This window comes from Mesorhizobium sp. WSM3879 (assembly GCF_002294915.1).
Classification (GTDB): domain Bacteria; phylum Pseudomonadota; class Alphaproteobacteria; order Rhizobiales; family Rhizobiaceae; genus Mesorhizobium.
The window spans coordinates 241,292-264,407 of the sequence record NZ_NSFZ01000004.1 but is presented as its reverse complement, the minus strand read 5'-3'; the positions used below and the strand labels follow the sequence as shown (position 1 = coordinate 264,407).

The window sequence follows — 23,116 nt, the reverse complement described above, 5'->3', positions numbered from 1 at the left end:
AGCGGTCTGGCTTCGAATCGCTCGTTGGTTTTTCCCGGCCGCCCGGAGTGAGCAGACATCTGCTGCACAGTCCGGAGCGGGGTGGGCGACGACGGTTCCATATGGTTGCCCTGTCGCGGGCCAGCCGCCGTCGCCCTTTCCTTGCGCAGGAACCTTCATGTCTGCATCACTCTGGTGATGTACGGGACGCGAATGCGTGGCTTCGTCTCACCATCCTTCAGCCAGCCTTTGGCGTGGCAGTAGAGGCGCCAATCGTCACCGGTCGCGAAGAACATCTTGCTGGGATCGCTCTTGAGCTCCTTGCGTGACGTGGTGTCGAAGGGGTCGGGCAGACCGTCACGACGAGACAGCGCTTCGAGCGAATAGTTCTGCATCTGGAGGTAGGGGCTTTCGCCGCCGGCAACCGGCTTGAGATCCAGCTTCCTGCGAGCCTCATTCGGTGCCATCACGCCAGCGCCGACAGCATCCTTGAGGCTTACCACCATTGTCGCGCTATCGAGGCGCAAGAGGCTGTCTATGTCGAACTCGGTGCCGTAGGGCTTCGGAAGCGCTAGGCCCTCGTCCAGGCAAAGCTCGATGTCTTCGAGGTGCCTCTGCAAGCTTTGGCTGTAATAGCTCCTCTCGATCATTTCCCCGTTGCCCACAGTTGGAACCGGGCCAAGACCGATTTTCCAGCTAGGCACGCCGAAGGCTGAACAGACAGCTTCGCCACTGAGTTTCAACTGCTCGACAAGCTGCGCTGCCTCAGCGGTAACCGCCATGGTCTCGTAGGTGAGCCCGTCGCCCAGGACGGCCACCTTTCCGGCATTGGCGCCGCCGAATCCGCTGTCCCAGGTTTCCTTGAGGCGCTGCGCTGTCTCGTCGCTGATCGAGCCGGGAGCGGTCAGGATGCCGCCAGGCTGGCTTTTGTTTTTGAAGAAAATCGCGCTGTTGGTGCCGATGTTGAGGCTGGTCGTTGCCGGTAGTGTCGCGGCATAGAGCGGGGAGACCCCAACGAGCGGGTGAAACAGGCAGTTCCAGCGGTCATGAATGATTTCGGATGCCGGGACTGTCACGTCCTCGGTCAGGCCCGCAACATTGTCGGTGCGGAGCTGATAGAAGACGCTGCCATCGTCGGCGACGAGCGGGGTGACGCGGCAGGGATCGAGCACATAGAGCGCGCGGACGTTGGTGTTGCCGTCGCGTTCTTTCAGGATGTAGGCGTTGCCCTTGGCAAGCTTGGAGATCATCCAGCCTTCGAAGAACTGGATGCGATTCTGCAAATGGTTCGGCTTGCGCAGGACCGGAGAAAAGGCCGGGTGCTCTGTCTCACTCCACAGGCCGTTGCTGTCCTGGCGCACCAGCTTCATGCGCAGCTTTGCAACGTCGCTCGACAGGAGCGAAATGCAGCGGAAGATAGCCACGTCGGACAGGACCGTGCCCTGGTCGAGCGTGATCCCCTGTTGCCAGGCGCCCGCAAAGCTTTCCCGGACGAGCGGATACCAGCCATTGCGCGTAGGGCTAAGAGGAACCGGCACCGCCTTTTCCTCGATCGGTTTCTTGCGTCCCGTGATGAATTCGAGGAGCTTCATTGCGCATTCACCTCACGGGCTGTTAGCTGAACCCCAATCGACTGCCGTCAGTTTGTAGACCGCATTCGATCGCACGACCTTTGCGCCGCCCCAGGTCGAGGCCTGAATGGCGGTGAGGCCGCGCTGGAACAGATTGATGAGCGTCGTGCTCGCCGAAGGCGGGCTGTCTGGGGCATCGTCCATCTGCACGGTGGCATGACGGAAGTTTTCCACAATGATGCCTTCCGTGTTGCCGGCGATGCCGGAGGCGTCGAGCACGTAGAAGCTGCCATAGGCGCACGCATCACAGGGAATGAGCGGTGTTTTCAGGAGCGTGCCGCCGGTGACTGGGTTCACGTCCCCAAAGGCGTAGCCGCCGTCGATGGTCATCGTCGCAAGCATCTTCACGGTGTCAGGATGAGTGACGAAGAAAAGCTTGGACGACGCGCCCAGGTCCAACGCCGCGAGAGCGACTTTCAGATCTTCCTGTGCGGCTGCCACGGTGTTGCCGACACTGGCGGACGTGCTGGCGTCAGCATCGAGGATGGCGAGGAACTTCTCGTCGGCCGAATACGTCACCGCGCCGCGAAGCTCCTGGGAGATCAGCGGATCGGCAAGGGCGCCCATCTTGAGCAATTCGTTACTGACGATGACGAAGCCGGTTGCCCGGAAGGCATCGACGTATTCGCCTTCGAGCGACATGCGGGACAGCTTTTTCGCCGAACCTTCGCCGAGCACATAGGCGTTGGCGCTGGCCGTGACAGCTGTGAGCCTGGACCGGAGCGGCACCTTCATCATGCTATCGGCGATGCGGAAAAACACGCCGACATTCCGCACCGATTCCATGAAGGCATTGGAGACGTTCGAATACGGCGCCAGCTCGGCACCCCATCCATTGCCGTCGATCCTGCCGGCGACGACTGCGCTCTTGAGCGCCTTCACGGCCTCGATGACGCGGGGAGGCGCGTCGGCGGTGTCGATCTCCCAACCTTCGTTGCAGACGGCCAGGACGCGGGCGACGCGCGCCATGTCCATGCCCTTGTCGGTATCGATTGGCGCGAGTGAAATAGCGGCTCGCATTTCTGATGATCTCCGAATAGCGGTTAATTTCATTCTACCTGTGAAAACAATAATACAGCCAGAACACTCAAACAATGAAAAACACCGTTACGCCGTAACACTTGCGTTACGCCGTAACGTTACTTGTCGATGCTGCCCAATATCAGGGAATCGAGGTGCTGTTGAACTGCGTCATACAGCTCCTGCCGTGTGGGAAACCGGTTTGGCAGCCGTCCGGTTTCATAAAGCACGGAGACGGTTTCGGGCCGGATGCCAAGCTGGCCTATGACGATCCGGCCTTCGGCCTCCCTGCTGCGCTTCAGCTTCATCCGCTGGCGCGGTGTCCTGGGGTCATTTTTTGAATTGCAGGGAGATGTCGAAATCTGCGGGGCCGGTACGGGGGGAGATGAGGTTTTCGCCTTCATGCTGCGCCCCTCTGTCCACCACGTGCCAGCAGGAGCTCGGCACGCTTGCCGGTAGATCCTGGGAGGGTTGCTGCTGATCGAAGATAGCTGTGATAGGGGGCGATATCCTTGCGCCGTTCCATCATGCGCTCGATCATCGAGAGCATGGCGAGGACACTGGAATTATCCCCTCCCGAGCCCGCTTCGCGGGATGTATTAATCTTGTTTTTATCTTCTAATATATTCTCATCAGCAAGCCTTTGATCCTGAACGATATTCTCAAAATCCCGGTTACCGATCTGGCGGTTTTCGGTTACCGATTCCGGATTTTCATTAACCGATGCGTTAGCGATGTCTGGAGGCGATCGGTAACCGCCTCGGTTAGCGTTCTGCTGCTTCGCGTATTCAGCATCGAACTCGGTATAGACGACTTTGTAGACGCGCTGCCGGCCGTCCATCGGATGCGGCTTCACGCTGATGATGCCGAGCGCACTCAGAGCTGTGATCGAGCGCGCTACGCTGTTCACATGACTTCCGGTGAGTTGCGCGAGGCGCTTGGGACTGGCGAAGCAGCCAGCCCCGTTAGCGCCCAAGCGGTCATGGTAGCCGATCGCCATCAACACGCGGAGATCCAACGCGGTCAGATTCTCCGCTCCCATCACTCTCGCCGGCACTGGGGAATAGATCGGTTTGCTGGAAGGCCTAGCCATCAGCGCCTCCCTGTTTCCTCTGCTGCGCATGCCAGCGGCGATGATGCTTGCGGCAAAGACAGCGGATCGTCAGCGGAGCATTGGTTGCATCGTCATGATGACAATCAACGCGCTCGTCTCCGCATTCCTCGCAGGGCCAGGGGATGATCTCCCCCTTTTTGATTGCTGCGGCGACGAGGCGATGAGCGCGGCGAGCGAGGGGGTTTGCCTCGTTCCAAGCGCGCTGCGATCGCCATTTCGGATTAGGTTGGCGTTGAGTGCGACGCTGGTTTTTGCTATGTTCGTTGCAGTCATTTCCTGCCAGGGATGATGCTGCTTCGAATGCCGGTCCCGTCGCGAGCGGGCCGGCTTTTTCGTTCTCAGGAGGCCGCAGCATCGGCGCCTCCCTTGTCGTCGGCCTTCGCCGGCCAGTCGTCACGAAGACGGGAGAGTCGAAGGATTGTGCAGGCGTCGAGTGCGCTGACACCGTACTTACGGCGGAGGAAGGGAACGATCGGCCGGCCGCACATGGCGCGGTTCTCTCGAACCCACTGAATCATCTCTTCGAGATGGCCGGCGTCGCTGTTGTGATCGATGGTCGGGATTGCCATTTTTTACGCGGCCTCCCCATGATCGAACTGCCAAACCCTGGTGCGGGTCTTCGAGGCAAGCCACGCGTCTACGTCTTCAATGCGGTATTTGACGTTGACACCGATCTTGAGGAAAACCGGACCTTCCCCGGTCTGTCGCGCGTGATTCAGCCAACTGACAGACATACCGATGCGTTCGGCAGCCTGCGCTGTGTTGAGCAGATGCATGTGGTTGTCTTCCCTGTGCTAACGCGCCGCCCGATTGCGTTGCGTTGCAGGGAAGAGGCCAGAAGTGCTTTGTGAGGTTACAGCGGCCTAGCCCACAAATTTGCCGATGCCGCTGACGGCCGAGAGGATTTCGTCCTTGCTGTAGTTGAGGTCGCGCAGCTCGGCCATAACGGCATCGACGCTTTCTTGCATCCCGGTGGGAACTCGCTGCTTTGGAGGCTTGGCGTTGGGGCGGCGGCGGCGGCTCGGACGTTTGTTGCCGGCGTCTCGGCTCAGATTGTCGCGCAGATTTTTGATTGTGCTCTTGTCGATGCCGGATGCCTTGGAAACGGCCTCAAGCGCATCTGGCAACTTCATGCGGTGCTTGTCCTTCAAGGTGGTGACAGCCGCAGCCGCATAGGCGAGGGCGAGTTTTTCCCCGCTCGCCTTCGGAGTGCCGGTCGCGCCTTCGGAACGCTTTCGCGCGAGCAGCACTGCATCGGCAGTCTGCAACACCATAGCTTCGATCGGATCGATAAGCCGCCGCTCCATGCCGATCGCCGACAGATAATGCCTGAACGTCGTGAGCGCGCGGTATTGCCAGTCGTCCACGCCGTCATCGAAGCACTTGCGGACTGTTTCCAGCGCCTCGCGAAGCTTCACCAGATCGTCGCTCATAGCGCCGGCCTCCACTTCCAGCCGGCGAACTTGTCGTCGCGCTGCCGGATCTGTGCATAGCGCTGGAGAGAAGCCCACGAACGATGCCCTGAGACGAGCGCCACATGGGGGATATTCCACCCGGCCTCAAAGAGCCTGGAAACGCCTTCGTGGCGCAGATCGTGAAAATGTAGGTCGTTGATGTCGAGCAGCTTGCAGGCCCGCGTAAAGGCCGCGCCGATGGCGTCAACGGTATAAGGAAATATCAACTCACCATTGCCGGTCTTTGGCCGCATTCCCTTCACCACCGCTTCTGCCTCCGGCGGCAGCTCGCACCACACGTCATTGCCGCGCTTCGCGCCGGGGTTCTTCATGTCGCGCACCAAGACGCGGGCCGGGTGGTCGCTGGATGCCTCGTAGTCAGGCCAGCGAAGGCGGGTGATCTCCTCCATGCGGCGCGTAGAAAACATGGCGAAAAGGGTGATGTCGATCATCGGCGCGGAATGCGGCGCACGTGCTGATCGGTCCTGAAAGAAATCCAAGATTGCATTGAGTTCTGCGAGGGTAGGGCGCCGCTCTCTCTTATTCGATTTGGCAATGGCATTCTGCTTCCGCAGCACGAACGTAGCATCTGACATTGCAGACTGATCGAGCGGATATCCCCAAGCCTTTTGAGCGATGGCAAACACGCTCGCTAGGTGCGAGAGGTAATTGTTGATGGTAGCCGGTCCGGGATTGGCAAGGCCGGTGACGGTGTGAATGGTTCGGGCGAATGCAACGACATCTTCGCTGCCTACTTCGCCGCAGGCCATGCCGGCGATCGAGTGCCGCTGAATAGCAGCGAGGCAAGCGGACTTGGTCTTGCCGATCTCGCCGCCATGTTCTTCGAGGTACCGGCCGATGGCGTCGCCGAGCGTCTTAACCTCCTGTGTCGCCGCCTTGAACGCCTTCGGATTGTCTAACTCGGCCTCACGCTGGCGCAGCCATGCCTTTGCGGTCTTGTGGTCGCGGAAGGTTCGGTTTTCGCGAACCGTCTTGCCGTCCATCTTCCTGGCGATCTGGCAGAGATAGGAAGGTTTCCCGTCGCGGCGGGTTCTGGTAACAATCGTCCCCATGGCTACAACATTGCCCTTGTTCGCTACAACAATGTTGTAAGCCCTACAACAAACCGCTGCAAAACACAACATCGCGCTGCAATGAGCTACAACATATGAGCGACCAGAGACAGGCCAATCTCTACGCAGACGCCCGGAAATCCGGCTTTCCTGTCGTAGCGGTTGCACCAATGATGGACTGGACGGACCGGCATTGCCGGTTCTTTCACCGTCAGCTGACGCGTCGCACGTTGCTCTACACGGAAATGGTGGTGGCGGACGCAGTCATCCATGGCGCACGCGAGCGCCTGCTCGGCTTCGACGGTGCCGAGCATCCGGTTGCGCTTCAGCTTGGCGGTTCGGATCCGCGAAAGCTTGCCGAAGCGGCGGTGATCGGCGAGGCGTTCGGTTACGACGAAATCAACCTCAATGTCGGCTGTCCGTCCGACCGCGTCCAGTCGGGCACTTTCGGCGCGTGCCTGATGAAGACGCCGGTGCTGGTCGTGGAATGCATCGCGGCGATGAAGGCGGCGGTGAGAATCCCCGTCACGGTCAAATGCCGCATCGGCGTCGATGACCAGGACCCCGAACCCGCTCTCGACACGCTCGCAGACGGCGTGCTGACGGCCGGCGCCGATGCGCTCTGGGTGCACGCCCGCAAGGCGTGGCTGGAGGGGCTTAGTCCCAAGGAAAACCGCGAGATCCCGCCGCTCGACTATCCGCGCGTCTATCGGCTCAAGGCCAGGATGGCCAACGAATTCATCGGCATCAACGGCGGCATTCAATCCCTTGACCAGGCAGAGGCGCACCTCGCTTATGTCGACGGCGCCATGCTCGGCCGCTCGGCCTATCATACGCCCGGCATCCTCACCGGGATCGATGCCACATTTTACGGCGAGGCGCCGGTCGCTTTCGACCACGCGGCGCTGATGGACGCCATGGCCGCTTACGCCGCGCGCCACATCGAGAAGGGCGGACGGCTCGGCCATGTCACGCGCCATATGGTCCGGCTGTTCCACGGTCTCCCGGGCGCGCGCCGCTACCGGCAGATTTTGTCCACCGACGCCAACAGACCCGGCGCCGGGCCAGAGGTGCTGAAGACGGCGTTCGCGGCAATAGATTTCGCGGTGGCGGAAACCGAAGCCGCTTGAGGCGGATCGGCGGTTTTCACCGTTCCACAGAAACGGCGAACCGCTCGATGCGTTTGTCTAGACGCAATTCCGGGCAGAAAACCGAGGATCTAGTCGCGCAGGATCATCCGGTCACCCCGCACCTCGAAGCCCGACAGCGAGCCGATGAAGTTCATGCCCAGCAGGCTTTGCTCGAGCATGCCGGGCGCCGCGACCATCACCGGCATATCCTTGCGCACGATGCCGCCGATCGCCATCTCGTCGGTCCTGACCGTTGCCGCACGCGCCATGCCGTTGGCGGTCGAGACGTCCACGGTGTAGCTGAGCGCCGCTGGGTTGAAGCCGGCCGCCTGGGCGTCCTCCGCCGTCAGCACCGTGCTGGTCGCGCCGGTGTCGACCACCGTGCGCACCGGCCTGCCGTTGACGAGGATTCGCGCCTCGAAATGGCCATTGCCGGCCTTGTCGAGCGTCACGGTGGCACGGCCACTATCGACGCCAAGCGCCAAGGGGCTTCCCGGAACAAGGCCGGCGGTGACGCGGCTGACAACATCCTGCAGCTCGTAGCGGTACTGGTAGCCGGCGATCAGCGCCAGCACGATTGCCGCCCAGACGCCGAAGTTGCGCGCCATGTCACCGAGCGGCCGGCCAGAGCGAATAAGGCTGGCGCCGATTACCGCCACCAGGGCTCCAACCCAGATCAGCCTGCTGAAATCGTTGTTCTCGATGCCGAAGGTGCGGCCGGCGGAATCATTCATCATCAGCAGGATCAAGCCGGCGCCGATCACCAGCATGACGACCCAGAACAGGCGATTCATGGCCAGCCCCTTCTCACAGCCAGCTCTTTCACAGCACGCCGCGCTCGCGCGCCATGCGGGCGCGCCGCGTCTCGCGGCGGGGCCGGCGTTCGACCGTCTCCAGCCGCGCCGGCAACTCGGCCATGACTGCACGCCGGACTTCCGGCGTCATCGCGATCCACCCGGCGATCTCATCGCGCGTGCGGCCGCAACCGAAACAGAAGCCGGTTTTCATGTCGATGGAACAGACGAGTATGCAGGGAGACTCGATGGCGGTCATGCTGTTCTCTTGCCTTCACTCCACATGGTGCAACCGCAACGCCAATGCAAGCCCTTCGCGATGCGCCGTCGACCGGCGCTTTCGCGGCATTGCCGGGCGGTTGTGCCAGGCGGTGAAGGCGGCTATGCCGCTGGCCTGTTCCTGCAAAGAGACCGCATTCGATATGACCGCAAAGCCTTTCGACGATTTCCGCACTCTGCTGGCAACGCTGCCGCCGGCGGACGCCGCCGCCGAAACCCGCGTTCGCACCCTGTTTGCCAAGGCCGACAAGCCGAAAGCTTCGCTTGGCCGGATCGAAGATGTCGCGGCATGGCTCGCCGCTTGGAGCGGGCGTGCGCCGCCGGCCGTCAATCGTCCGCTTGTGGCGATCTTTGCCGGCAACCACGGTGCCGTTCGGCATGGCATTTCGCCGCGGCCGGTTTCGGCGACCGCCAATGCCGTCGAACTCTGCGCCGCCGGAGGTGCGGCGATCAATCAGATCTGCATCGCCAACGATCTCGGCCTGAAGGTCTTCGACCTGGCGTTGGATATTCCGACCGGGGACATCACGGAAGAAGCAGCCCTCGACGAGCGCGGCTGCGCCGCCACCATGGCCTTCGGCATGGAAGCGGTCGCGGGCGGCGCCGATCTTCTTTGTCTTGGCGATCTGGGCGTCGGCAATTCAACCATCGCGGCCGCGCTCAGCGCTGCTCTCTTTGGCGGCAAGGGGTCCGACTGGGTTGGACCTGGATCGGGGGCGGACACGGCGATGATGGCGCGCAAGGCCGAAGCGGTCGACCGGGCGCTTGCTTTCCACGGCGCCGGTCTCGGCGATCCGCTCGAAGCCTTGCGCCGCGTCGGCGGGCGCGAGTTCGCGGCAATCTGCGGCGCCATTCTTGCAGCCCGCATGCAGAAGATTCCTGTGCTGCTCGACGGGTTCGTCGCGACGGCTGCCGCCGCGGTTCTGAACAAAGCCGATCCTTCCGCGATCGACCATTGCCTGCTCGCCAGCCTGTCGCCCGAGCCGGGCCAAGCCAAAGTCGCCGAACGGCTTGGGCTCGAGCCACTGCTCGATCTTGCTGTCAGTCACGGCGAAGGAGTTGGGGCTGGACTTGCCGCCGGTCTCGTCAAGGCCGCAGCGCTCACGAGCTCCGGTATGGCGGCGGCGGTTCGGGTCCAACCGGCGTCCCGGAGCTAACGCCGCCGGGCGGCGACAGCCTTGGTCGGCAGCGCGGGCAATTCCTCCATCACTCGGCTCAGCGGGAAGATGGCGATGGCCTCGGTGCCTTCGCGCAGCTTGGAGTGCAGCTCGAACTCGCCGCCATGCATGTCGAGCAGACCCTGCACGATCGGCAGTCCGAGGCCCGTTCCCTGTTCGGCGCTCTTGATGGCGATCGAGCCCTGGCCGAAGGCGGAAAGCACCACGGGGATTTCCTCTTCCGGAATGCCGGGACCGTTGTCCTTGACCGAGATGTACTGACCGCCGCCCGCCGTCCAGCCGACGCGCACACGCACTTCGCCGCCCGATGGCGTGAACTTGATGGCATTGGACAGCAGATTGAGCGCGATCTGCCGGATGGCACGCTCGTCGCCGAACAGGCGCGGTAGCGCGGTCTCGAACTCCTGGATGACGCGGATGTCCTTGTTGCGGGCTCTCAGTTCCATCATATGGCAGCAATCCTCAACGATCGTCACCAGCGCCACCGGCTCCTCGTTGAGCTGGTAGCGGCCGGCCTCGATGCGCGACAGGTCGAGGATCTCATTGATTAGGTCGAGCAGATGCTGGCCGGATTCGTGCACATCATGCGCGTAATCGCGATAGGTCGGGTTGTTCATCGGCCCGAGCACTTCATTGGCCATCACTTCGGAGAAACCGAGGATGGCGTTGAGCGGCGTCCGGAGCTCATGGCTCATCGAGGCGAGGAAGCGCGACTTCGCCAGATTGGCGTCCTCGGCGCGCCGCCTGGCCTCGTCGGACATGGATTTGGCAGTCTCCACCTCGGCGATCAGCGCGTCCTTCTCGGAGCGGAAGGAGAGCAGCATCCAGGATGACTGGTTGAGATGGCGCGCGACGTAGCCGAAGAAGGGCAGGGCAGCGACCAGAAGCGCCGCCATGATCCCTTCGATCGGCATCCACAGGCGCAAAACGGCATAGACATAAACCGCCACGGGAACGGCGAAGGTCGCCAGCAGCGCGCCGCCCAGCGACGATGCCATCACCGCAGTGGTCGCCATGGCGACCAGGAGCACCATGGCCTTGACGACATGGAACTGGTCGACCTGGCATGTGGCGCAGCCCAGCCAGGCGAACCAGGCCCAGCCGAGGCCGCAGAGCGAATGGCCGATCAGGAAATCGCGGCGCGTCTGCACCGGGTCGAGCTCGGCCGCTTCCGCGCGCTCGACGCGTCGCGCCATGAAGGTGACGATGGCGTAGCAAAGCAGCGTGAAGAGAGCCCAGACGGCGACTTGGTTGCCCAGGCCCGCGAATCGGCCGATGGCCGCTACCACAAGCACAAGCAGAGGAATCGCCGCCGCACTAACCACCATGGCGCGTGCATGCAGCTTGAGCAGCTCGCGGTCGAAATCGAGGCTGCCGGCCTGCTGCGAAAGACGGTCACGCGTCCTGCGCACCGCGCGCGCCACATCGCTGTTGCGATGCGGTTTCCTGCGGTCCACAATGAATTTGTCCGCTGTGTCCGAGCGTAGCAAAGGCATGCAAGTTCAATTTCTGCGCGCAGCGATTTTTCAGTTCGTTAAGCTACGTTCGAATGATTAAGAGACTGTTTGCCATATGAGCCGTTCCTGGTCGCGAAGGCCGCGCCGGCGCTATGTTCCGCGGCCTCCGCGAAGTCTTTTGCGCAGGCTTCTGGATTACGGGCTGGCCGTGGTCCTGCTTGGCCTGTCCATCCTGGTGGCGGCGCGGCTCGACCGGTTCGAGACGCGACAGGAGCAAGGCACGGCCATCGTCAGGGACGGCGATTCGATCACGCTTGGCGCCGAGCGCATCCGCATGCGCGGCATCGACGCGCCGGAATATACACAGACGTGCCGCAAGGACGGGGCCGATTATGCCTGCGGCAGGCTTGCGCGGCAGTCGCTGGTGCGGCTGATCGCCGACAGGCCGGTCTCCTGCAGCGGCTGGCAGCGCGACCGCTACGGCCGGTTGCTCGGCGACTGCAAGGCGGGCGACACGGACCTCAACCGCGCGCAGGTACAGTTCGGATGGGCCGTCGCCTTCGGCGACTTCGAAACCGAGGAGGCCGTCGCGCGGGCTGCCAAGGTGGGCATCTGGGCTGGCTCCTTCGATCAGCCGCAGGACTGGCGCGACAGCCATCACAATCAACCCGTCGAAAGGAAGCACGGCGCACTGGCTTCGCTCGGCGATGCGCTGCGTGAGCTTGTTCGTTTCTGGTGATGCCCGCTTCGGGTGATGCTCTGTTTGTCAACATGTGGTCTTGCCAAACCGCTGTGCAGTTTTGGGCGACATACATTGCAGCGCGCCCTAAGATCGGGATGAAGATCGGAGACTGGAATGAAGCTGTTCGATGGCGGCCGGGCGCCCAACCCCAGGCGGGTTCGGGTTTTCCTGGCTGAAAAAGGGCTAACCGTCCCTTTGGTGCCCGTGGACATGGGCGCGCTGGAGCATCGCGAGGAGCCGGTGGCGTCGCGCAATGCGCTGCGGCGGCTGCCCGTGCTCGAACTCGACGACGGCACCATCATCACCGAATCCATCGCCATCTGCCGGTATTTCGAGGAATTGCACCCCGAGCCCGCCCTGTTCGGAACAGGCGCGCTCGGCAAGGCCCTGGTGGAGATGTGGCAAAGGCGTCTGGAGCTAAACCTGATGAGCTGCGTGGCCGCCGCGTTCCGGCACATCCATCCGGCAATGAAGGAATGGGAGGTGCCGCAGATCCCAGAGTGGGGCGAGGCCAACAAGCCGAAGGCCATCGAGTTCCTGCATCTCCTCGACCGGGAGTTGGCGGACAGGGAATTTGCCGCCGGCGACGCCTATTCGGTCGCGGACATCACCGGGCTGATCGCCATCGATTTCATGAAGCCGGCGCGCATCAAGGTGCCTGAGGAATGCGGGAACGTGCTGCGCTGGCACGCAGCGCTCTCCAGCCGGCCAAGCGCTGCTGCTTGAGGCTTGTTTTTGGATAACCCGCCGGACATGAGCGAAGCGCTGGAGAGCCTTGCCGCCAAGGTGCGGGCTTGCCGCATTTGCGTCGAGCAGCCGCGCGGACGGCCCCTGCCGCATCAGCCGCGTCCGGTGCTGTTGCCATCGTCGAAGGCCCGCATCCTGCTTGCCGGCCAGGCGCCGGGCACGAAAGTCCACATCTCGGGCATGCCGTTCACCGACGCTTCCGGGGATCGCTTGAGGAACTGGCTCGGCGTCACCCCCGACGAGTTCTACGACACGGAGAAATTCGCCATCGTGCCGATGGGTTTCTGCTTTCCGGGCCAGGACGCCAAGGGCGCCGACCTGCCGCCGCGGCGGGAATGCGCCACCGCCTGGCGCGCCGATCTGATGGCGCTGATGCCGCAGATCGATCTGGTGCTGACGATCGGCTGTTATGCGCAGTCCTGGCACATGGGCACGGCGCGTGGGCCGTCGCTGACGGAAACGGTCAGAAACTGGCGCGCTGTCTGGGATGCTGCAGCCGGGCCGAAAGTGCTGCCGCTGCCGCATCCGTCATGGCGAAACACCGGCTGGCTGAAGAAGCATCCGTGGTTTGAAATGGATTTGCTGCCATTCCTGCGCTCGGAAATCCGCTATCGCCTCAATTAGGCATCTTGCAAGAAATCACTCGCTTTTGCCGGCATTGGCAGAATTTCTTTCTTGTGAAAGGGCCTGATAAAAAGGATTATAGCCAAACTATTCCGCTGGAGCCTTCCCATGGACCGCCTAGACAGAAAAATTCTTCGCCTCCTGCAGGAGGACGCGACGCTTGCGGTCGCCGATGTCGCCAAGAAAGTCGGCCTGTCGACCACGCCGTGCTGGCGGCGCATCCAGAAGCTCGAGGAAGAGGGCGTCATCAAGCGGCGCGTGGCCATTCTCGACCATGAGAAGGTCAATGTGCGCGTCACCGTCTTCGTTTCGATCCGCACCAATTCGCACAGCCATGAATGGCTGCGGCGCTTCTCCGAGGTCATCCAGGAATTTCCGGAGGTGGTCGAGTTCTACCGCATGAGCGGCGACGTCGACTATCTCTTGCGCGTCGTGGTGCCCGACATTGCCGCCTACGACGCCTTCTACAAGCGGCTGATCGCCAAGATCGAGATCCGCGACGTGTCGTCCTCCTTTGCCATGGAGCAGATCAAGTACACGACCGAGATCCCGCTCGACTACATGATCCTGGACAAGGAGTCGGGGGCCAACGCGGCCTGAGCATGGCGCTCGCGCTTCCCGCTATGCGCGAAGTTGCGAGACCTAGTTCTTCTTTTTGTTGAGGAAATTCCACGGCGAGTTGACCGGGAGCGTGACGGCGTCCGGCACGCTGTCGACATCAGCCACCTCGGCCTTGCGCACGGTATAGCCGGACTGCACGATCAAGACGCCGTCCAGGATGAAAAGTTGGCTCTTCTCCATACCGGGCTTCAGCACGCCGGTGACGGAGACCGGCTGGTATGCCTCCGCCATCCTGTAAGGATGCGCCGGCGTTACCAGCACGATCTGGTTCGGCGGCGGCGTCGGCATGTGGCTGCAGGCGCCGGTCCAAGGCACCAGCAGGAACTGGTAGACGAGGTCGTCCTCGCGATCGACCGGCAAGGCGTAGCCGGACAGTTGAACGGTCTTGTCCTGCAGATTGAGCGACAGAGTCTCACCGTGATCGGGCAGTTTTGCCGCGATCATCGGCAGGTTGGCGTCCTCGGCGACCGCCTGCGTCGCCGGGCGCAAGTCTTTCCAGAAGATATGCGCGACGTCGGCCGCGGCGTCGGCTCTCGCGGTGGCGAGCATAAGCACGATCGCCAGCGTCGCGCTTGATCTGAAACGCCTGCTCATGGTGGTCATCCTCCGCCAGTCCCATTTCGGAAGCGAGTAAAAGCGTCGTGAGCTTACTTCGCTGAGATCACAGTCGTGTGGTCGCGAGCCGTTCGAGCTGTTTGACATCGGAAAGCTCCTTCACCGCGTCCTTGCCGATCCAGCGTGCCGTCTTGTCGGACGACGCCGCCAGTTTCTCGGCCAGCGCAAGGGCAGGGGCGTGCAGCGTCATCGACCGCTTGCCGATCTGCCGCAGCGCCCAGTTCACCGCCTTGCGGACGAAGTTGCGCGGATCGCCCGCATGCGTCTCGATCAGCGGCAGAGCAGCGAGGAAGCTCGCGTCCGGCTCCTTCTTCAGATGCACCGCCGCCCAGGCCAGCATGGCAAAGGCGGTGCGGCGGACAAATTCGCGCTCGTCCTTGGCGAATTCCTCGACCAGCTCACGCCAGAACGGTGTTTCGGCGAACAGGTCGGCAACGGTATCGACAATCTCCCAACTGTCGAAATCGGCGGCCCAGCGCCGGCATTGACCGATGTCGAGGTTCTTCGGCTCGCCGGTGAAAGCGGCCATCAATCGCGCTTCGCGAATGCCGGTGTCCCACAAGAGCAGCGACCGTTCCTGGTTCTTCTTCAACTTGCGCGCCAGCGGCCGCAGATCGGAATTGCCGACGCCGAGCGCGGTTCTCGTGTTGATGCCGAATCGCGCCATGCCGGCGCGGTTTTTCTCGCTGCCGATCGAACGCAGATGGGCGACGATCTCGTCGGCGCTCCAGCTCGGATCGGGCAGGACCATCGCCGTCTATTTTCCCAGGCGGGCGAGCAGCGAGGATGTGTCCCAGCGCCTGCCGCCCATGTCCTGCACGTCCTTGTAGAACTGGTCGACCAGCGCGGTCACCGGCAGCTTAGCGCCGTTGCGGTTGGCCTCGGCGAGGCAGATGCCGAGATCCTTGCGCATCCAGTCGACGGCGAAGCCGAAATCATATTTTCCGGCGTTCATCGTCTTGTGGCGATTCTCCATCTGCCAGGAGCCGGCAGCGCCCTTGGAGATCACCTCGATGACCTTCTCAATGTCGAGCCCGGCCTTCTTGCCGAAATGGATGCCTTCGGCCAGCCCTTGGACGAGGCCGGCAATGGCAATCTGGTTGATCATCTTGGTGAGCTGCCCGGCGCCCGCGGGTCCCATCAGCCCGACCATGCGGGCATAGGCATCGATGACCGGCCTGGCCTTGTCGAAGGCGGCCTGCTCGCCGCCGACCATGACCGTCAGCACGCCATTCTCGGCGCCCGCCTGGCCGCCCGATACCGGCGCATCAAGGAAGGAAAAGCCGGCCTTGTCGGCGGCTTCGGCCAGTTCGCGCGCGACTTCGGCCGAGGCTGTTGTGTTGTCGATGAAGACGGAGCCCGTCTTCATGGCGGCAAAGGCGCCGCTGGCGCCTGTCGTCACCGAGCGCAGGTCGTCGTCATTGCCGACGCAGGAGAAGACGAAATCCTTGCCTTCGGCCGCCTCGGCCGGTGTCAGCGCCAGGCTGCCGCCATGCTGGGCGACCCATTGCTCTGCCTTGGCGGTCGTGCGGTTATAGACAGTGATGTCGTGATGGCCCTTGTTCCTGAGGTGCCCGGCCATCGGATAGCCCATGACGCCAAGACCGAGAAATGCAACCGATGCCATAACCTGCCTTCCAACAAGAGATTTCAGTGGCGGAAGGTCTAGGCTATGCGAAAAATTCGTCAAGGCGCGCAAAGCCGCATCGACTGGTGCAGGCCCGTCCGCTGACGACGCTCTATCGTTTGAGGTGAATGGTGATCCGGCGTTCGATCCATTCGACGCCGTGACGCAGGATCTCGACCAGCACCAGGTAGACGATCGCCACCCAGATATAGGCCTGGATGTCGAAAGATTTTGCGTAGGCGAGCTTCGCGTTGCCCATCAGGTCGTAGACGGTGATGATGGCGACAATCGCGGAAGCCTTGATCATCAGGATGAGCTCGTTGCCGTAAGGCCGCAGCGCCACGATGATCGCCTGCGGCATGATCACCTTGCGCAGCGTCTGCAGCTTGTGCAGACCGAGCGAGGCCGCGCCCTCCCACTGGCCCCGCGGAACGCTTTCGATGGCGCCGCGCAGGATCTCGGCCTGGTAGGCGGCGGTGTTAAGCGAAAAGGCAAAGACGCCGCAGTAGAACGCCTCGCGGAAGAACCACCATAGTCCGACGGTTTGCAGCTCGGGGCGGAACGAGCCGATGCCGTAATAGACCAGATAGGTCTGCACGAGCAGCGGGGTGCCACGGAAGAAGTAGACGTAGCAATAAGCCAATCCGGAAAGGATCCGGTTCTTGGACATCCGCCCGTAGGCGACCGGCAACGAGAGGATAGCGCCCGCCACCATCGAGATGCCGACCAGCGACAGGGTGGTTCCGAGCCCCTGCAGATAGGCCGGCGCGTATCTGGCGAAGAAATCGGCGTTCCAGGCGTGGACCAGATAGGCCACGATGCCGATGCCGAAAAGGCTCCAGAGGCCGACCAGCGCGTAGCCTATGATGCGCACGCGCGGCCAGCCGCGAGCCCGGGGCGGTGGCCTGTCAACCGCAATAGCCTGGCTGACGCTCATCGTGCCTCCCTCCGCCCGAGCGAGCGCTGGATATAGCCGGTGGCGACCGAGGACAGGATGGCCAGCACAAGGAAGACCAGCGCCGCGACACTGTAGAAGAGGAAGGAATGCTTGGTGACGCGCGCCGCGACACCGGCATTGCGCAGGGTTTCCGCTAAATTGACGACCGACACCAGCGAGGTGTCCTTGAGCAGGCTGAGCCAGCAATTCTCCAGACCGGGGAAGGCGATGCGCAGCAGTTGCGGCAGGATCACCAGGCGCATCGTCTGCCATTTCGAAAGGCCAATGGCGTAGCCGCCCTCATACTGGCCCTTGGGAATGGCGCGAAAGGCGGAGAGAAAGACTTCGCTAGCGTAGGAGGAGAAGATCAGCGCCAGCACGATCATGCCGGCAATGAAGCTGTTCACGTCGATTGTCGCCTCGGGCTCGAACAGGCGGACGACATATTGCAGCAGCAGCGGCATGCCGAAGAAGAACAGGAACAGCGTCACCAGTTCGGGCAGGCCGCGAAAAACAGTGGTGTAGATGTTGGCCGCGAGCCGGAGCGCGGGCTCTTCGTGCTGCTTGGCGAAGGCGACGAAGAACCCGATCGCCAGGCCTATCGGCAATGTCGCAAGCGCCAGCGCAACCGTGACCAGCACACCAGACGCAATGTCGTCACTCCAGCCATCCGGTCCCCAACTGAGAAGTGTCCAAATGCTTTGGGCTGGCATTGGCGGGGCGTGTCTCCGTGGCGATCCCGGAATGGAGGCAGGGCGGCGAGGTGATCCTCACCGCCCTGAGCGCAAATGATCAGGACTCGGCGCCGTAGACGTCGAACTTGAAGTACTTGTCGTTGATTTCCTTGTACTTTCCATTCTTGCGGATAGCGTCGATCGCGGAATTCAGCTTGTTGACCAGGTCGGTCTCGCCCTTACGCACGGCAATGCCGGCGCCCGGTCCGAAAATCTCGACCGGCTGCGGCGAGGGCTGGCCGAGGATCTTGCAGCAGGCGCCGTCGGGCGAATCCAGCCACTGCTGCAGCACGACGATGTCGTCCTCGATGGCGTCGAGACGGCCATTGGCGAGGTCGGCCTGTTCCTCGGGGCTGCTCGGATAGCCCTTGATAGTGCTGTCGGTGTAGGTCTTCGAGGCATAGTTGAAGTGGGTCGTCGTGGTGGCGACGCCGATCGTCTTGCCGGCGAGGTCTTCCTTGGTCACGCCCTTGAGCGGCGAGTCCTTCGGCACGGCGATCGCCGACGGCGTGTTGTAATATTTGTGGGTGAAGTCGACCTTTTCCTGGCGCTCTGGCGTGATCGACATGGAAGCGACGATGGCGTCGAACTTGCCGGCCTGGAGCGCCGGGATGATGCCGTCCCAATCCTGCGCGACGAAGGTGCACTTCACCTTCATTTCGTCGCAGAGGGCCTTGGCGATGTCGATGTCGAAGCCGACCAGCTGGCCGTCCGAGGTCAGGTTGTTGAAGGGCGGGTACGCGCCTTCGGTGCCGATCCTCAGGGTCTTTTCCTGAGCCTGGGCGACGCCAAGTGTCAGCAGCGCGGCCGAAGCGGCAAGCGCGATACGCAGTGCAATACGCATGATAATCCTCTCATATTGTCATGGCCGCTGTCCCGTGCGGCTCTTGTGGGCGGAGCCTTTTTGACCGCCCGCTGCGCGGGATACTCCCACTCTTTGCAAGAAAAAAGCAACTGCAAAAACAACAGCAAACGGCAACCGCCGTGTGCCGCTGCGTTACTTGCCTGGACTGACGAGACCGGTCGCGCGCTCGATAAAATCGGCTATCGATTTCGTATCGTCGAGGTTGAAGACCGGCAGCTTTTCGCCTTCGACCGGAAAGTCGGCGGCGACAGCCACGATGTTCGGGTCGTTGATCGAAAGCGGCGTCCGGTCCTTGGCCTCCAGCCGTCTCGCTTCGATCTTTTGGTGTGATTCGCGCTTGTAGCCTTCGACCAGCACGATGTCCGAGGGCGCCAGCCGCGCCAGGATGTCGTCCAGCGCCGGCTCGTCCTCGTTGCGCAGTTCGTGCATCAATGCCCAGCGCCGTCCGGAGACGACCGCGACCTCCATCGCGCCGGCCTGGCGGTGGCGGAAACTGTCTGTGCCGGGCTTGTCGATGTCGAAGTCATGATGGGCATGCTTGACCGTCGAGACCGTCCAGCCGCGGCGCACCAGCTCGGCGACCAGCTTTTCGGTCAGGGTCGTCTTGCCGGAGTTCTTCCAGCCGGTGATGCCGAACACGCGTCTCATGGCTCAAGGCTTTGCAACAGACGCTCGGCCTCCGCAAGATCGTCGGGCGTGTTGATGTTGAAGAACGGGTCTAGCCGCTCGCCTCCGGCTTCGAGCATCGGAAACTCCACCTCGACAAAACCATGCCGCTCCATGAAGGCCGAGACCCGTCGATTTTCCTCCTCAACCAGGAAATGGCGCAGGGCATCGCGCAGGCCGAGCGGCCAGAGTGCGAAGGTCGGGTGCCACCTGCCGTCGGAACTAGCGACCGCGATCGCGCCCGGCCGTGCCCGAGCGGCAACGGCCAATCGCTCGACGAGATCGCCAGGGAAGAACGGCGTGTCGCCGGCCGCACTGACCAGCGACCGGTAGCCCGTGTCCGCTGCCGCCCATTCAAGGCCGGTGAGGATGCCGGCGAGCGGGCCGGCATGGCCCTCTATCGTATCGGCAAGCACCGGAAGGTTGGTGCCAGCAAACCGTGCCGGATCGCCGTTGGCGTTGAGCGCCAGCGTGGCGACCTGCAGTGTGAGACGCGCGGCGACATGCTCGATCAGCCTGACCTTGCCCAGCGAAAGCAGCGTCTTGTCGCCGCCGCCCATCCGGCGCGACTGGCCTCCCGCCAGGATGATGCCTGCAACGCTTCGGTCCATCGGGACTATATGCCGTCCGGCGCCATGTCGGGTCCAGCGCTTTCGGCGGCAGGCTGGCGCCTGCCGACGACACGCTCGCGGTAGAGCGCGTAGAGGCCGGAGCCGATGATGATCGCGGCGCCGACGATCATCGGCAGGTCGGGGATATCGCCGAAGATGACGAGGCCGAGCACTATCGACCACAGCAGCGCCGTATAGCGGAAGGGCGCGATGAAGGAGATGTCGCCCGAGCGCATCGCCATGATGATGAACTGATAGCCGATGAGCACGAGCACGGCGGCCAGCGCCAGCAGCGCCGTCGCCTTGGCGGTCATGGGCGTCCAGCCGCCCATCGGCGGGAGCAGCAGCGCACCCAGGATCGTCATGGCCAGCGCAGTCGCGGTCGATACCAGCATGGTCGGGATCGCTTGCGGGATGCGCTTGGTGGCGAGATCGCGCACCGCGCAGCAGCCGACGCTCGCCAGCGCCAGCAACGAATAGGCGCTGAAACCCTCGAAGCCCGGCCGCACGATGATCAGCACGCCGGCAAAGCCGACGGCAATGGCGAGCCAGCGGCGCCAGCCGACGCCCTCGCCGAAGAACAGTGCGGCGCCCATCGTCACGGCCAGCGGCAGCGCCTGCAGAACGGCGGAGACGTTGGCGATCGGCAAATGGGCAAGGGCGATCAGGAACGACACGGTCGCGCCGGCTTCGCCGGCGACACGCAGCGCGACCATCGGCTGCAGCATGGCGCGTGGATCAGCAAGCGCGCCGCGCCGCCAGGCGAGCAGACCGACGAAGAGCGAGGCGAAGGCGCCACGCACCAGCATTACCTGCGCCATGTTCATCGATTCGGATGAGAATTTGGTGATCGCGTCGTTCAAGGTGAAGCCGATCATGGCCACGACCATGAACAGTGCGCCGCGAAGATTTGGCGAAAGAGGCAAGGGCGCTTCCGGGTTATGTTCTCTCGCAAGCGTCTAACAGCCAGCGGCAAGACAGCAACGTCAAAGAAATGGGCCACAGGAGGTTCCTGCGGCCCTCAATATCGGCTGCAATCCCTGAGCGATTATTTCGGTGTGCCGTTGCCGTTCTGGCCGGCGATGGTCCACAGCCCGTGCAACGAGCCGTCCTTCTCCACCTTGTAGACGACGAGGCCGATTTCCTTGCCCATCACGTAGCCGGCGGAAAAGGCATCATCGTTGCGCATGCAAATGCCGTCGGAGGACGAGCCGCCGGTTTCCCAATGGATCGTGCAGGTTGTGTCGCTGGTCAGCGTGATGGTTGCCTCGCCACCATATTTCGATCCGTCGAAATTGGTGCCGGCGACAGTGTAGGTGCCACCGATCGACTGAGCGGCCGCAGGCGCTAAGGCAAGCCCGAGCATTGCAAGCGAAGCCAAGAATTTGCGCATGAGAATACCCCCTGAATGCGAAAATCGCTTGATGAGGCTAGGCCGGAACACGTCGGTGGTAAATCGGGTGGAACTCGGCGCGGATGGTCTATTTCCAGTGCGCCGAGCGCAGCTCAAGGGCCGCGCAGGCTGGCGGCGATCGCCCCGGTCAGCGGATCGTATTTCGCCTTAAGCGAGGAAGGATACTCGATCCAGACGGTGCGGATGACGCCATCCATTCCGAACAGGCGCCGTTCGTAGAAGACCTTGTCGCCCTTGATGCCGGAAACCACCGCCCAATTCTTGCCGGTCTTGCTGTAAGTGATCTTGTAGCCCGGCCCGGTGTTTGCCTTTTCGTCGGCGACGAAGCCCTTCGGAGTGTCGTTGTCGATGTTATAAATGCCCGAGCAGGTCAGGCTGGCGCCGTCGGGCGCGCTCCATTGCTGCCCATCGCCGTTTTCTGGCTCGGGCAAGCGGTCGCTGAAAATCTCGTCGGGAAAGGTGCAGGACGTGCCGAAGCGCGCATTGACGTAGGTGAACGGCTTTGCGACTGCCGCTGTCGTCGCAATCGTCAGCAACGAGAAGGCGATCACCAAAGGCGCGCCCTGGACGAGATGAACACACTTCATGATGCCCCCAAGGTCCGTGACCGAGGGTGATCCTGCACCAAATCGGAGAAAAAATCAGCCGCCGGTGACGCTCATATGGCGCGATACCGAAGGTCGGCTGGTGCGGCGGTCGATGACGAAATCATGGCCCTTCGGCTTGCGCCCGATCGCCTCGTCTATGGCCTCACCGACCAGCTCATTGCCTTCGGAGGCGCGCAGCGGCGCTCTCAGGTCGGCGGCGTCCTCCTGGCCGAGGCACATATAGAGCGTGCCGGTGCAAGTCAGCCGGACGCGGTTGCAGCTTTCGCAGAAATTATGCGTCATCGGGGTGATGAAACCGAGCCGACCACCGGTCTCGGCGACCTGGACATAGCGGGCAGGACCGCCGGTCTTATAAGGAATGTCGGTCAGCGTGAACTGGCGCTCAAGCGAGGCGCGCAGCAGCGACAGCGGCAGATACTGGTCCGTGCGGTCGGCGTCGATCTCGCCCATCGGCATGGTCTCGATGACCGTCAGATCCATGCCGCGACCATGCGCCCAGCGCAGCATCTCCGGTATCTCAGCGTCGTTGAAGTCGCGCAGCGCCACGGCATTGAGCTTGACCTTCAGGCCCGCCGCTTGCGCGGCGTCGATGCCTTCCATGACCTTGCCGAGATTGCCCCAGCGGGTGATCTGGCGGAATTTGTCGGCATCGAGCGTGTCGAGCGAGACATTGATGCGCTTCACGCCGCAGTCGGCGAGCTCGGCGGCAAAGCGCGACAGCTGCGAGCCGTTGGTGGTGAGCGTCAGCTCTTCCAGCGCGCCGCTCTCAAGATGCCGCGACAGCTGGCGAACTAGGTGCATGATGTTCTTGCGCACCAGCGGCTCGCCGCCGGTCAGCCTCAGCTTCCTGACGCCCTTTTCGATGAAGACGCTGCAGAGCCGGTCGAGCTCCTCGAGCGAGAGCAGATCCTTCTTGGGCAGGAAGGTCATGTCCTCGGCCATGCAATAGGTGCAACGGAAATCGCAGCGGTCGGTAACCGACACGCGCAGATAGCTGATCGTGCGACCGAAAGGGTCGATCATGTCCATTGCAAGCGCTTCCGTGGCCTGAGCAGCGTCGTTATATACGGCTATGTGATACGATCCAACCGCGCATTCAAGATAGAAGCTCTCGATCTTTGGTAACATTCCCCGACCGACATTCTCTGTCGGCTGCCTTCTATCACCTTTTCGCACTGCGCGAACCGGCGTAGGGA

At 62.6% G+C, this 23,116-nt stretch carries 30 protein-coding genes; 6 read left to right on the top strand and 24 right to left on the bottom strand.

The genetic code is table 11. From position 1 onward, the window contains the following. Window positions 1-155 precede the first annotated feature (155 nt). The 9 genes from CK218_RS11230 to CK218_RS11190 form a co-directional block, all read right to left on the bottom strand. Window positions 156-1,571 (bottom strand): phage portal protein, encoded by a 1,416-nt coding sequence (locus tag CK218_RS11230; protein ID WP_095827747.1) that lies wholly within the window; start codon window positions 1,569-1,571, stop codon window positions 156-158. 12 nt (window positions 1,572-1,583) lie between these two features. After that, the gene (locus CK218_RS11225) at window positions 1,584-2,705 is read right to left on the bottom strand and encodes a phage major capsid protein (protein ID WP_143749625.1); all 1,122 of its coding nucleotides are present in this window, start codon (window positions 2,703-2,705) and stop codon (window positions 1,584-1,586) included. 44 nt (window positions 2,706-2,749) lie between these two features. After that, the gene (locus tag CK218_RS11220; protein ID WP_143749624.1) at window positions 2,750-3,034 is read right to left on the bottom strand and encodes a hypothetical protein; all 285 of its coding nucleotides are present in this window, start codon (window positions 3,032-3,034) and stop codon (window positions 2,750-2,752) included. Further along, complete coding sequence (locus CK218_RS11215) at window positions 3,031-3,723, bottom strand: helix-turn-helix domain-containing protein (protein WP_179294475.1); 693 nt, start codon at window positions 3,721-3,723, stop codon at window positions 3,031-3,033. Before CK218_RS11215 ends, CK218_RS11220 begins: the two co-directional genes overlap by 4 nt. Then, window positions 3,716-4,099 carry a hypothetical protein gene (locus CK218_RS30570; RefSeq protein ID WP_179294474.1) on the bottom strand — a complete coding sequence of 128 codons (384 nt, stop codon included), beginning with the start codon at window positions 4,097-4,099 and terminating at the stop codon, window positions 3,716-3,718. The genes CK218_RS11215 and CK218_RS30570 overlap by 8 nt, the downstream gene beginning before the upstream one ends. Further along, the gene (locus CK218_RS11205; protein WP_095827742.1) at window positions 4,083-4,313 is read right to left on the bottom strand and encodes a hypothetical protein; all 231 of its coding nucleotides are present in this window, start codon (window positions 4,311-4,313) and stop codon (window positions 4,083-4,085) included. Before CK218_RS11205 ends, CK218_RS30570 begins: the two co-directional genes overlap by 17 nt. Before the next feature lie 3 nt (window positions 4,314-4,316). After that, window positions 4,317-4,520 carry a helix-turn-helix domain-containing protein gene (locus CK218_RS11200; RefSeq protein WP_095827741.1) on the bottom strand — a complete coding sequence of 68 codons (204 nt, stop codon included), beginning with the start codon at window positions 4,518-4,520 and terminating at the stop codon, window positions 4,317-4,319. Between the two features lie 87 nt (window positions 4,521-4,607). After that, window positions 4,608-5,177 carry a hypothetical protein gene (locus CK218_RS11195; protein ID WP_095827740.1) on the bottom strand — a complete coding sequence of 190 codons (570 nt, stop codon included), beginning with the start codon at window positions 5,175-5,177 and terminating at the stop codon, window positions 4,608-4,610. Continuing rightward, a complete protein-coding gene (locus CK218_RS11190) occupies window positions 5,174-6,271 on the bottom strand; it encodes a tyrosine-type recombinase/integrase (RefSeq protein WP_095827739.1) in 1,098 nt (365 codons plus the stop codon). Before CK218_RS11190 ends, CK218_RS11195 begins: the two co-directional genes overlap by 4 nt. A gap of 95 nt (window positions 6,272-6,366) precedes the next feature. On the opposite strand from CK218_RS11190, the gene dusA reads away from it, so the two are divergent. Next, window positions 6,367-7,401, top strand: a complete 1,035-nt coding sequence (gene dusA / locus CK218_RS11185) for a tRNA dihydrouridine(20/20a) synthase DusA (protein WP_095827738.1) — start codon at window positions 6,367-6,369, stop codon at window positions 7,399-7,401. Window positions 7,402-7,490: 89 nt separating this feature from the next. On the opposite strand, the gene CK218_RS11180 is transcribed toward dusA, so the two are convergent. Beyond that, window positions 7,491-8,195 (bottom strand): TIGR02281 family clan AA aspartic protease, encoded by a 705-nt coding sequence (locus tag CK218_RS11180; RefSeq protein ID WP_095827737.1) that lies wholly within the window; start codon window positions 8,193-8,195, stop codon window positions 7,491-7,493. 28 nt (window positions 8,196-8,223) lie between these two features. Next, window positions 8,224-8,454, bottom strand: coding sequence for a DUF1289 domain-containing protein (locus CK218_RS11175; RefSeq protein ID WP_066992723.1), 231 nt, complete (start codon window positions 8,452-8,454; stop codon window positions 8,224-8,226). A gap of 163 nt (window positions 8,455-8,617) precedes the next feature. Between CK218_RS11175 and CK218_RS11170 the strand changes: the two genes are divergently transcribed. Beyond that, window positions 8,618-9,631: a nicotinate-nucleotide--dimethylbenzimidazole phosphoribosyltransferase gene (locus CK218_RS11170; protein WP_095827975.1), complete on the top strand. Its 1,014-nt coding sequence runs from the start codon at window positions 8,618-8,620 to the stop codon at window positions 9,629-9,631. Here CK218_RS11170 and CK218_RS11165 read toward each other — a convergent pair. Then, a complete protein-coding gene (locus tag CK218_RS11165) occupies window positions 9,628-11,148 on the bottom strand; it encodes a HAMP domain-containing sensor histidine kinase (RefSeq protein ID WP_095827736.1) in 1,521 nt (506 codons plus the stop codon). The genes CK218_RS11170 and CK218_RS11165 overlap by 4 nt on opposite strands. 76 nt (window positions 11,149-11,224) lie before the next feature. Here CK218_RS11165 and CK218_RS11160 point away from each other — a divergent pair, with 76 nt between their 5' ends. The 4 genes from CK218_RS11160 to CK218_RS11145 all read left to right on the top strand — a co-directional run bounded on the left by CK218_RS11160 (window position 11,225) and on the right by CK218_RS11145 (window position 13,822). Continuing rightward, complete coding sequence (locus tag CK218_RS11160; RefSeq protein WP_095827735.1) at window positions 11,225-11,848, top strand: thermonuclease family protein; 624 nt, start codon at window positions 11,225-11,227, stop codon at window positions 11,846-11,848. 117 nt (window positions 11,849-11,965) lie between these two features. Further along, window positions 11,966-12,577, top strand: coding sequence for a glutathione S-transferase (locus tag CK218_RS11155; protein WP_066992731.1), 612 nt, complete (start codon window positions 11,966-11,968; stop codon window positions 12,575-12,577). 27 nt (window positions 12,578-12,604) lie between these two features. After that, window positions 12,605-13,222: a uracil-DNA glycosylase family protein gene (locus CK218_RS11150; RefSeq protein WP_095827734.1), complete on the top strand. Its 618-nt coding sequence runs from the start codon at window positions 12,605-12,607 to the stop codon at window positions 13,220-13,222. A gap of 108 nt (window positions 13,223-13,330) precedes the next feature. After that, window positions 13,331-13,822, top strand: a complete 492-nt coding sequence (locus CK218_RS11145) for an Lrp/AsnC family transcriptional regulator (protein ID WP_066992738.1) — start codon at window positions 13,331-13,333, stop codon at window positions 13,820-13,822. Between the two features lie 42 nt (window positions 13,823-13,864). On the opposite strand, the gene CK218_RS11140 is transcribed toward CK218_RS11145, so the two are convergent. The 12 genes from CK218_RS11140 to moaA form a co-directional block, all read right to left on the bottom strand. Beyond that, window positions 13,865-14,437: a DUF3299 domain-containing protein gene (locus tag CK218_RS11140; protein ID WP_095827974.1), complete on the bottom strand. Its 573-nt coding sequence runs from the start codon at window positions 14,435-14,437 to the stop codon at window positions 13,865-13,867. Between the two features lie 67 nt (window positions 14,438-14,504). After that, the gene (locus CK218_RS11135) at window positions 14,505-15,209 is read right to left on the bottom strand and encodes a DNA alkylation repair protein (RefSeq protein ID WP_095827733.1); all 705 of its coding nucleotides are present in this window, start codon (window positions 15,207-15,209) and stop codon (window positions 14,505-14,507) included. Window positions 15,210-15,215: 6 nt separating this feature from the next. Next, on the bottom strand, window positions 15,216-16,085 hold the full coding sequence (locus tag CK218_RS11130; protein ID WP_095827732.1) for an NAD(P)-dependent oxidoreductase: 870 nt from the start codon (window positions 16,083-16,085) through the stop codon (window positions 15,216-15,218). 112 nt (window positions 16,086-16,197) lie between these two features. Next, window positions 16,198-17,022 (bottom strand): ABC transporter permease, encoded by an 825-nt coding sequence (locus tag CK218_RS11125; protein ID WP_095827731.1) that lies wholly within the window; start codon window positions 17,020-17,022, stop codon window positions 16,198-16,200. Further along, a complete protein-coding gene (locus CK218_RS11120; protein WP_066992752.1) occupies window positions 17,019-17,735 on the bottom strand; it encodes an ABC transporter permease in 717 nt (238 codons plus the stop codon). The genes CK218_RS11125 and CK218_RS11120 overlap by 4 nt, the downstream gene beginning before the upstream one ends. A 79-nt stretch (window positions 17,736-17,814) precedes the next feature. Next, entirely contained in the window at window positions 17,815-18,600 is a 786-nt protein-coding gene (locus tag CK218_RS11115) for an ABC transporter substrate-binding protein (protein WP_066992755.1), read from the bottom strand. Window positions 18,601-18,753: 153 nt separating this feature from the next. Further along, window positions 18,754-19,269: a molybdopterin-guanine dinucleotide biosynthesis protein B gene (mobB, locus tag CK218_RS11110; protein ID WP_095827730.1), complete on the bottom strand. Its 516-nt coding sequence runs from the start codon at window positions 19,267-19,269 to the stop codon at window positions 18,754-18,756. Continuing rightward, window positions 19,266-19,898 carry a molybdenum cofactor guanylyltransferase MobA gene (gene mobA, locus CK218_RS11105; protein ID WP_095827729.1) on the bottom strand — a complete coding sequence of 211 codons (633 nt, stop codon included), beginning with the start codon at window positions 19,896-19,898 and terminating at the stop codon, window positions 19,266-19,268. The genes mobB and mobA overlap by 4 nt, the downstream gene beginning before the upstream one ends. A gap of 5 nt (window positions 19,899-19,903) precedes the next feature. Then, on the bottom strand, window positions 19,904-20,824 hold the full coding sequence (locus tag CK218_RS11100) for a DMT family transporter (protein ID WP_095780504.1): 921 nt from the start codon (window positions 20,822-20,824) through the stop codon (window positions 19,904-19,906). A gap of 122 nt (window positions 20,825-20,946) precedes the next feature. Continuing rightward, window positions 20,947-21,291: a hypothetical protein gene (locus tag CK218_RS11095; RefSeq protein WP_095827728.1), complete on the bottom strand. Its 345-nt coding sequence runs from the start codon at window positions 21,289-21,291 to the stop codon at window positions 20,947-20,949. A gap of 113 nt (window positions 21,292-21,404) precedes the next feature. Further along, complete coding sequence (locus CK218_RS11090) at window positions 21,405-21,899, bottom strand: hypothetical protein (RefSeq protein ID WP_095827727.1); 495 nt, start codon at window positions 21,897-21,899, stop codon at window positions 21,405-21,407. A gap of 54 nt (window positions 21,900-21,953) precedes the next feature. Then, entirely contained in the window at window positions 21,954-22,949 is a 996-nt protein-coding gene (gene moaA / locus CK218_RS11085) for a GTP 3',8-cyclase MoaA (RefSeq protein WP_095825398.1), read from the bottom strand. Between the last annotated feature and the right edge of the window lie 167 nt (window positions 22,950-23,116).

What these genes read in the sequence shown, in the direction of transcription:
- CK218_RS11120 (WP_066992752.1), bottom strand. Translation starts at nt 17,735, where the DNA reads ATGCCAGCCCAAAGCATTTGGACACTTCTCAGTTGGGGACCGGATGGC.
- CK218_RS11165 (WP_095827736.1), bottom strand. Translation starts at nt 11,148, where the DNA reads ATGCCTTTGCTACGCTCGGACACAGCGGACAAATTCATTGTGGACCGC.
- CK218_RS11130 (WP_095827732.1), bottom strand. Translation starts at nt 16,085, where the DNA reads ATGGCATCGGTTGCATTTCTCGGTCTTGGCGTCATGGGCTATCCGATG.
- mobA (WP_095827729.1), bottom strand. Translation starts at nt 19,898, where the DNA reads ATGGACCGAAGCGTTGCAGGCATCATCCTGGCGGGAGGCCAGTCGCGC.
- CK218_RS11135 (WP_095827733.1), bottom strand. Translation starts at nt 15,209, where the DNA reads ATGGTCCTGCCCGATCCGAGCTGGAGCGCCGACGAGATCGTCGCCCAT.
- CK218_RS30570 (WP_179294474.1), bottom strand. Translation starts at nt 4,099, where the DNA reads ATGCTGCGGCCTCCTGAGAACGAAAAAGCCGGCCCGCTCGCGACGGGA.
- moaA (WP_095825398.1), bottom strand. Translation starts at nt 22,949, where the DNA reads ATGGACATGATCGACCCTTTCGGTCGCACGATCAGCTATCTGCGCGTG.
- dusA (WP_095827738.1), top strand. Translation starts at nt 6,367, where the DNA reads ATGAGCGACCAGAGACAGGCCAATCTCTACGCAGACGCCCGGAAATCC.
- CK218_RS11230 (WP_095827747.1), bottom strand. Translation starts at nt 1,571, where the DNA reads ATGAAGCTCCTCGAATTCATCACGGGACGCAAGAAACCGATCGAGGAA.
- CK218_RS11215 (WP_179294475.1), bottom strand. Translation starts at nt 3,723, where the DNA reads ATGGCTAGGCCTTCCAGCAAACCGATCTATTCCCCAGTGCCGGCGAGA.
- CK218_RS11145 (WP_066992738.1), top strand. Translation starts at nt 13,331, where the DNA reads ATGGACCGCCTAGACAGAAAAATTCTTCGCCTCCTGCAGGAGGACGCG.
- CK218_RS11200 (WP_095827741.1), bottom strand. Translation starts at nt 4,520, where the DNA reads ATGCATCTGCTCAACACAGCGCAGGCTGCCGAACGCATCGGTATGTCT.
- mobB (WP_095827730.1), bottom strand. Translation starts at nt 19,269, where the DNA reads ATGAGACGCGTGTTCGGCATCACCGGCTGGAAGAACTCCGGCAAGACG.
- CK218_RS11205 (WP_095827742.1), bottom strand. Translation starts at nt 4,313, where the DNA reads ATGGCAATCCCGACCATCGATCACAACAGCGACGCCGGCCATCTCGAA.
- CK218_RS11195 (WP_095827740.1), bottom strand. Translation starts at nt 5,177, where the DNA reads ATGAGCGACGATCTGGTGAAGCTTCGCGAGGCGCTGGAAACAGTCCGC.
- CK218_RS11180 (WP_095827737.1), bottom strand. Translation starts at nt 8,195, where the DNA reads ATGAATCGCCTGTTCTGGGTCGTCATGCTGGTGATCGGCGCCGGCTTG.
- CK218_RS11095 (WP_095827728.1), bottom strand. Translation starts at nt 21,291, where the DNA reads ATGCGCAAATTCTTGGCTTCGCTTGCAATGCTCGGGCTTGCCTTAGCG.
- CK218_RS11115 (WP_066992755.1), bottom strand. Translation starts at nt 18,600, where the DNA reads ATGCGTATTGCACTGCGTATCGCGCTTGCCGCTTCGGCCGCGCTGCTG.
- CK218_RS11175 (WP_066992723.1), bottom strand. Translation starts at nt 8,454, where the DNA reads ATGACCGCCATCGAGTCTCCCTGCATACTCGTCTGTTCCATCGACATG.
- CK218_RS11125 (WP_095827731.1), bottom strand. Translation starts at nt 17,022, where the DNA reads ATGAGCGTCAGCCAGGCTATTGCGGTTGACAGGCCACCGCCCCGGGCT.
- CK218_RS11150 (WP_095827734.1), top strand. Translation starts at nt 12,605, where the DNA reads ATGAGCGAAGCGCTGGAGAGCCTTGCCGCCAAGGTGCGGGCTTGCCGC.
- CK218_RS11090 (WP_095827727.1), bottom strand. Translation starts at nt 21,899, where the DNA reads ATGAAGTGTGTTCATCTCGTCCAGGGCGCGCCTTTGGTGATCGCCTTC.
- CK218_RS11220 (WP_143749624.1), bottom strand. Translation starts at nt 3,034, where the DNA reads ATGAAGGCGAAAACCTCATCTCCCCCCGTACCGGCCCCGCAGATTTCG.
- CK218_RS11155 (WP_066992731.1), top strand. Translation starts at nt 11,966, where the DNA reads ATGAAGCTGTTCGATGGCGGCCGGGCGCCCAACCCCAGGCGGGTTCGG.
- CK218_RS11170 (WP_095827975.1), top strand. Translation starts at nt 8,618, where the DNA reads ATGACCGCAAAGCCTTTCGACGATTTCCGCACTCTGCTGGCAACGCTG.
- CK218_RS11190 (WP_095827739.1), bottom strand. Translation starts at nt 6,271, where the DNA reads ATGGGGACGATTGTTACCAGAACCCGCCGCGACGGGAAACCTTCCTAT.
- CK218_RS11160 (WP_095827735.1), top strand. Translation starts at nt 11,225, where the DNA reads ATGAGCCGTTCCTGGTCGCGAAGGCCGCGCCGGCGCTATGTTCCGCGG.
- CK218_RS11140 (WP_095827974.1), bottom strand. Translation starts at nt 14,437, where the DNA reads ATGAGCAGGCGTTTCAGATCAAGCGCGACGCTGGCGATCGTGCTTATG.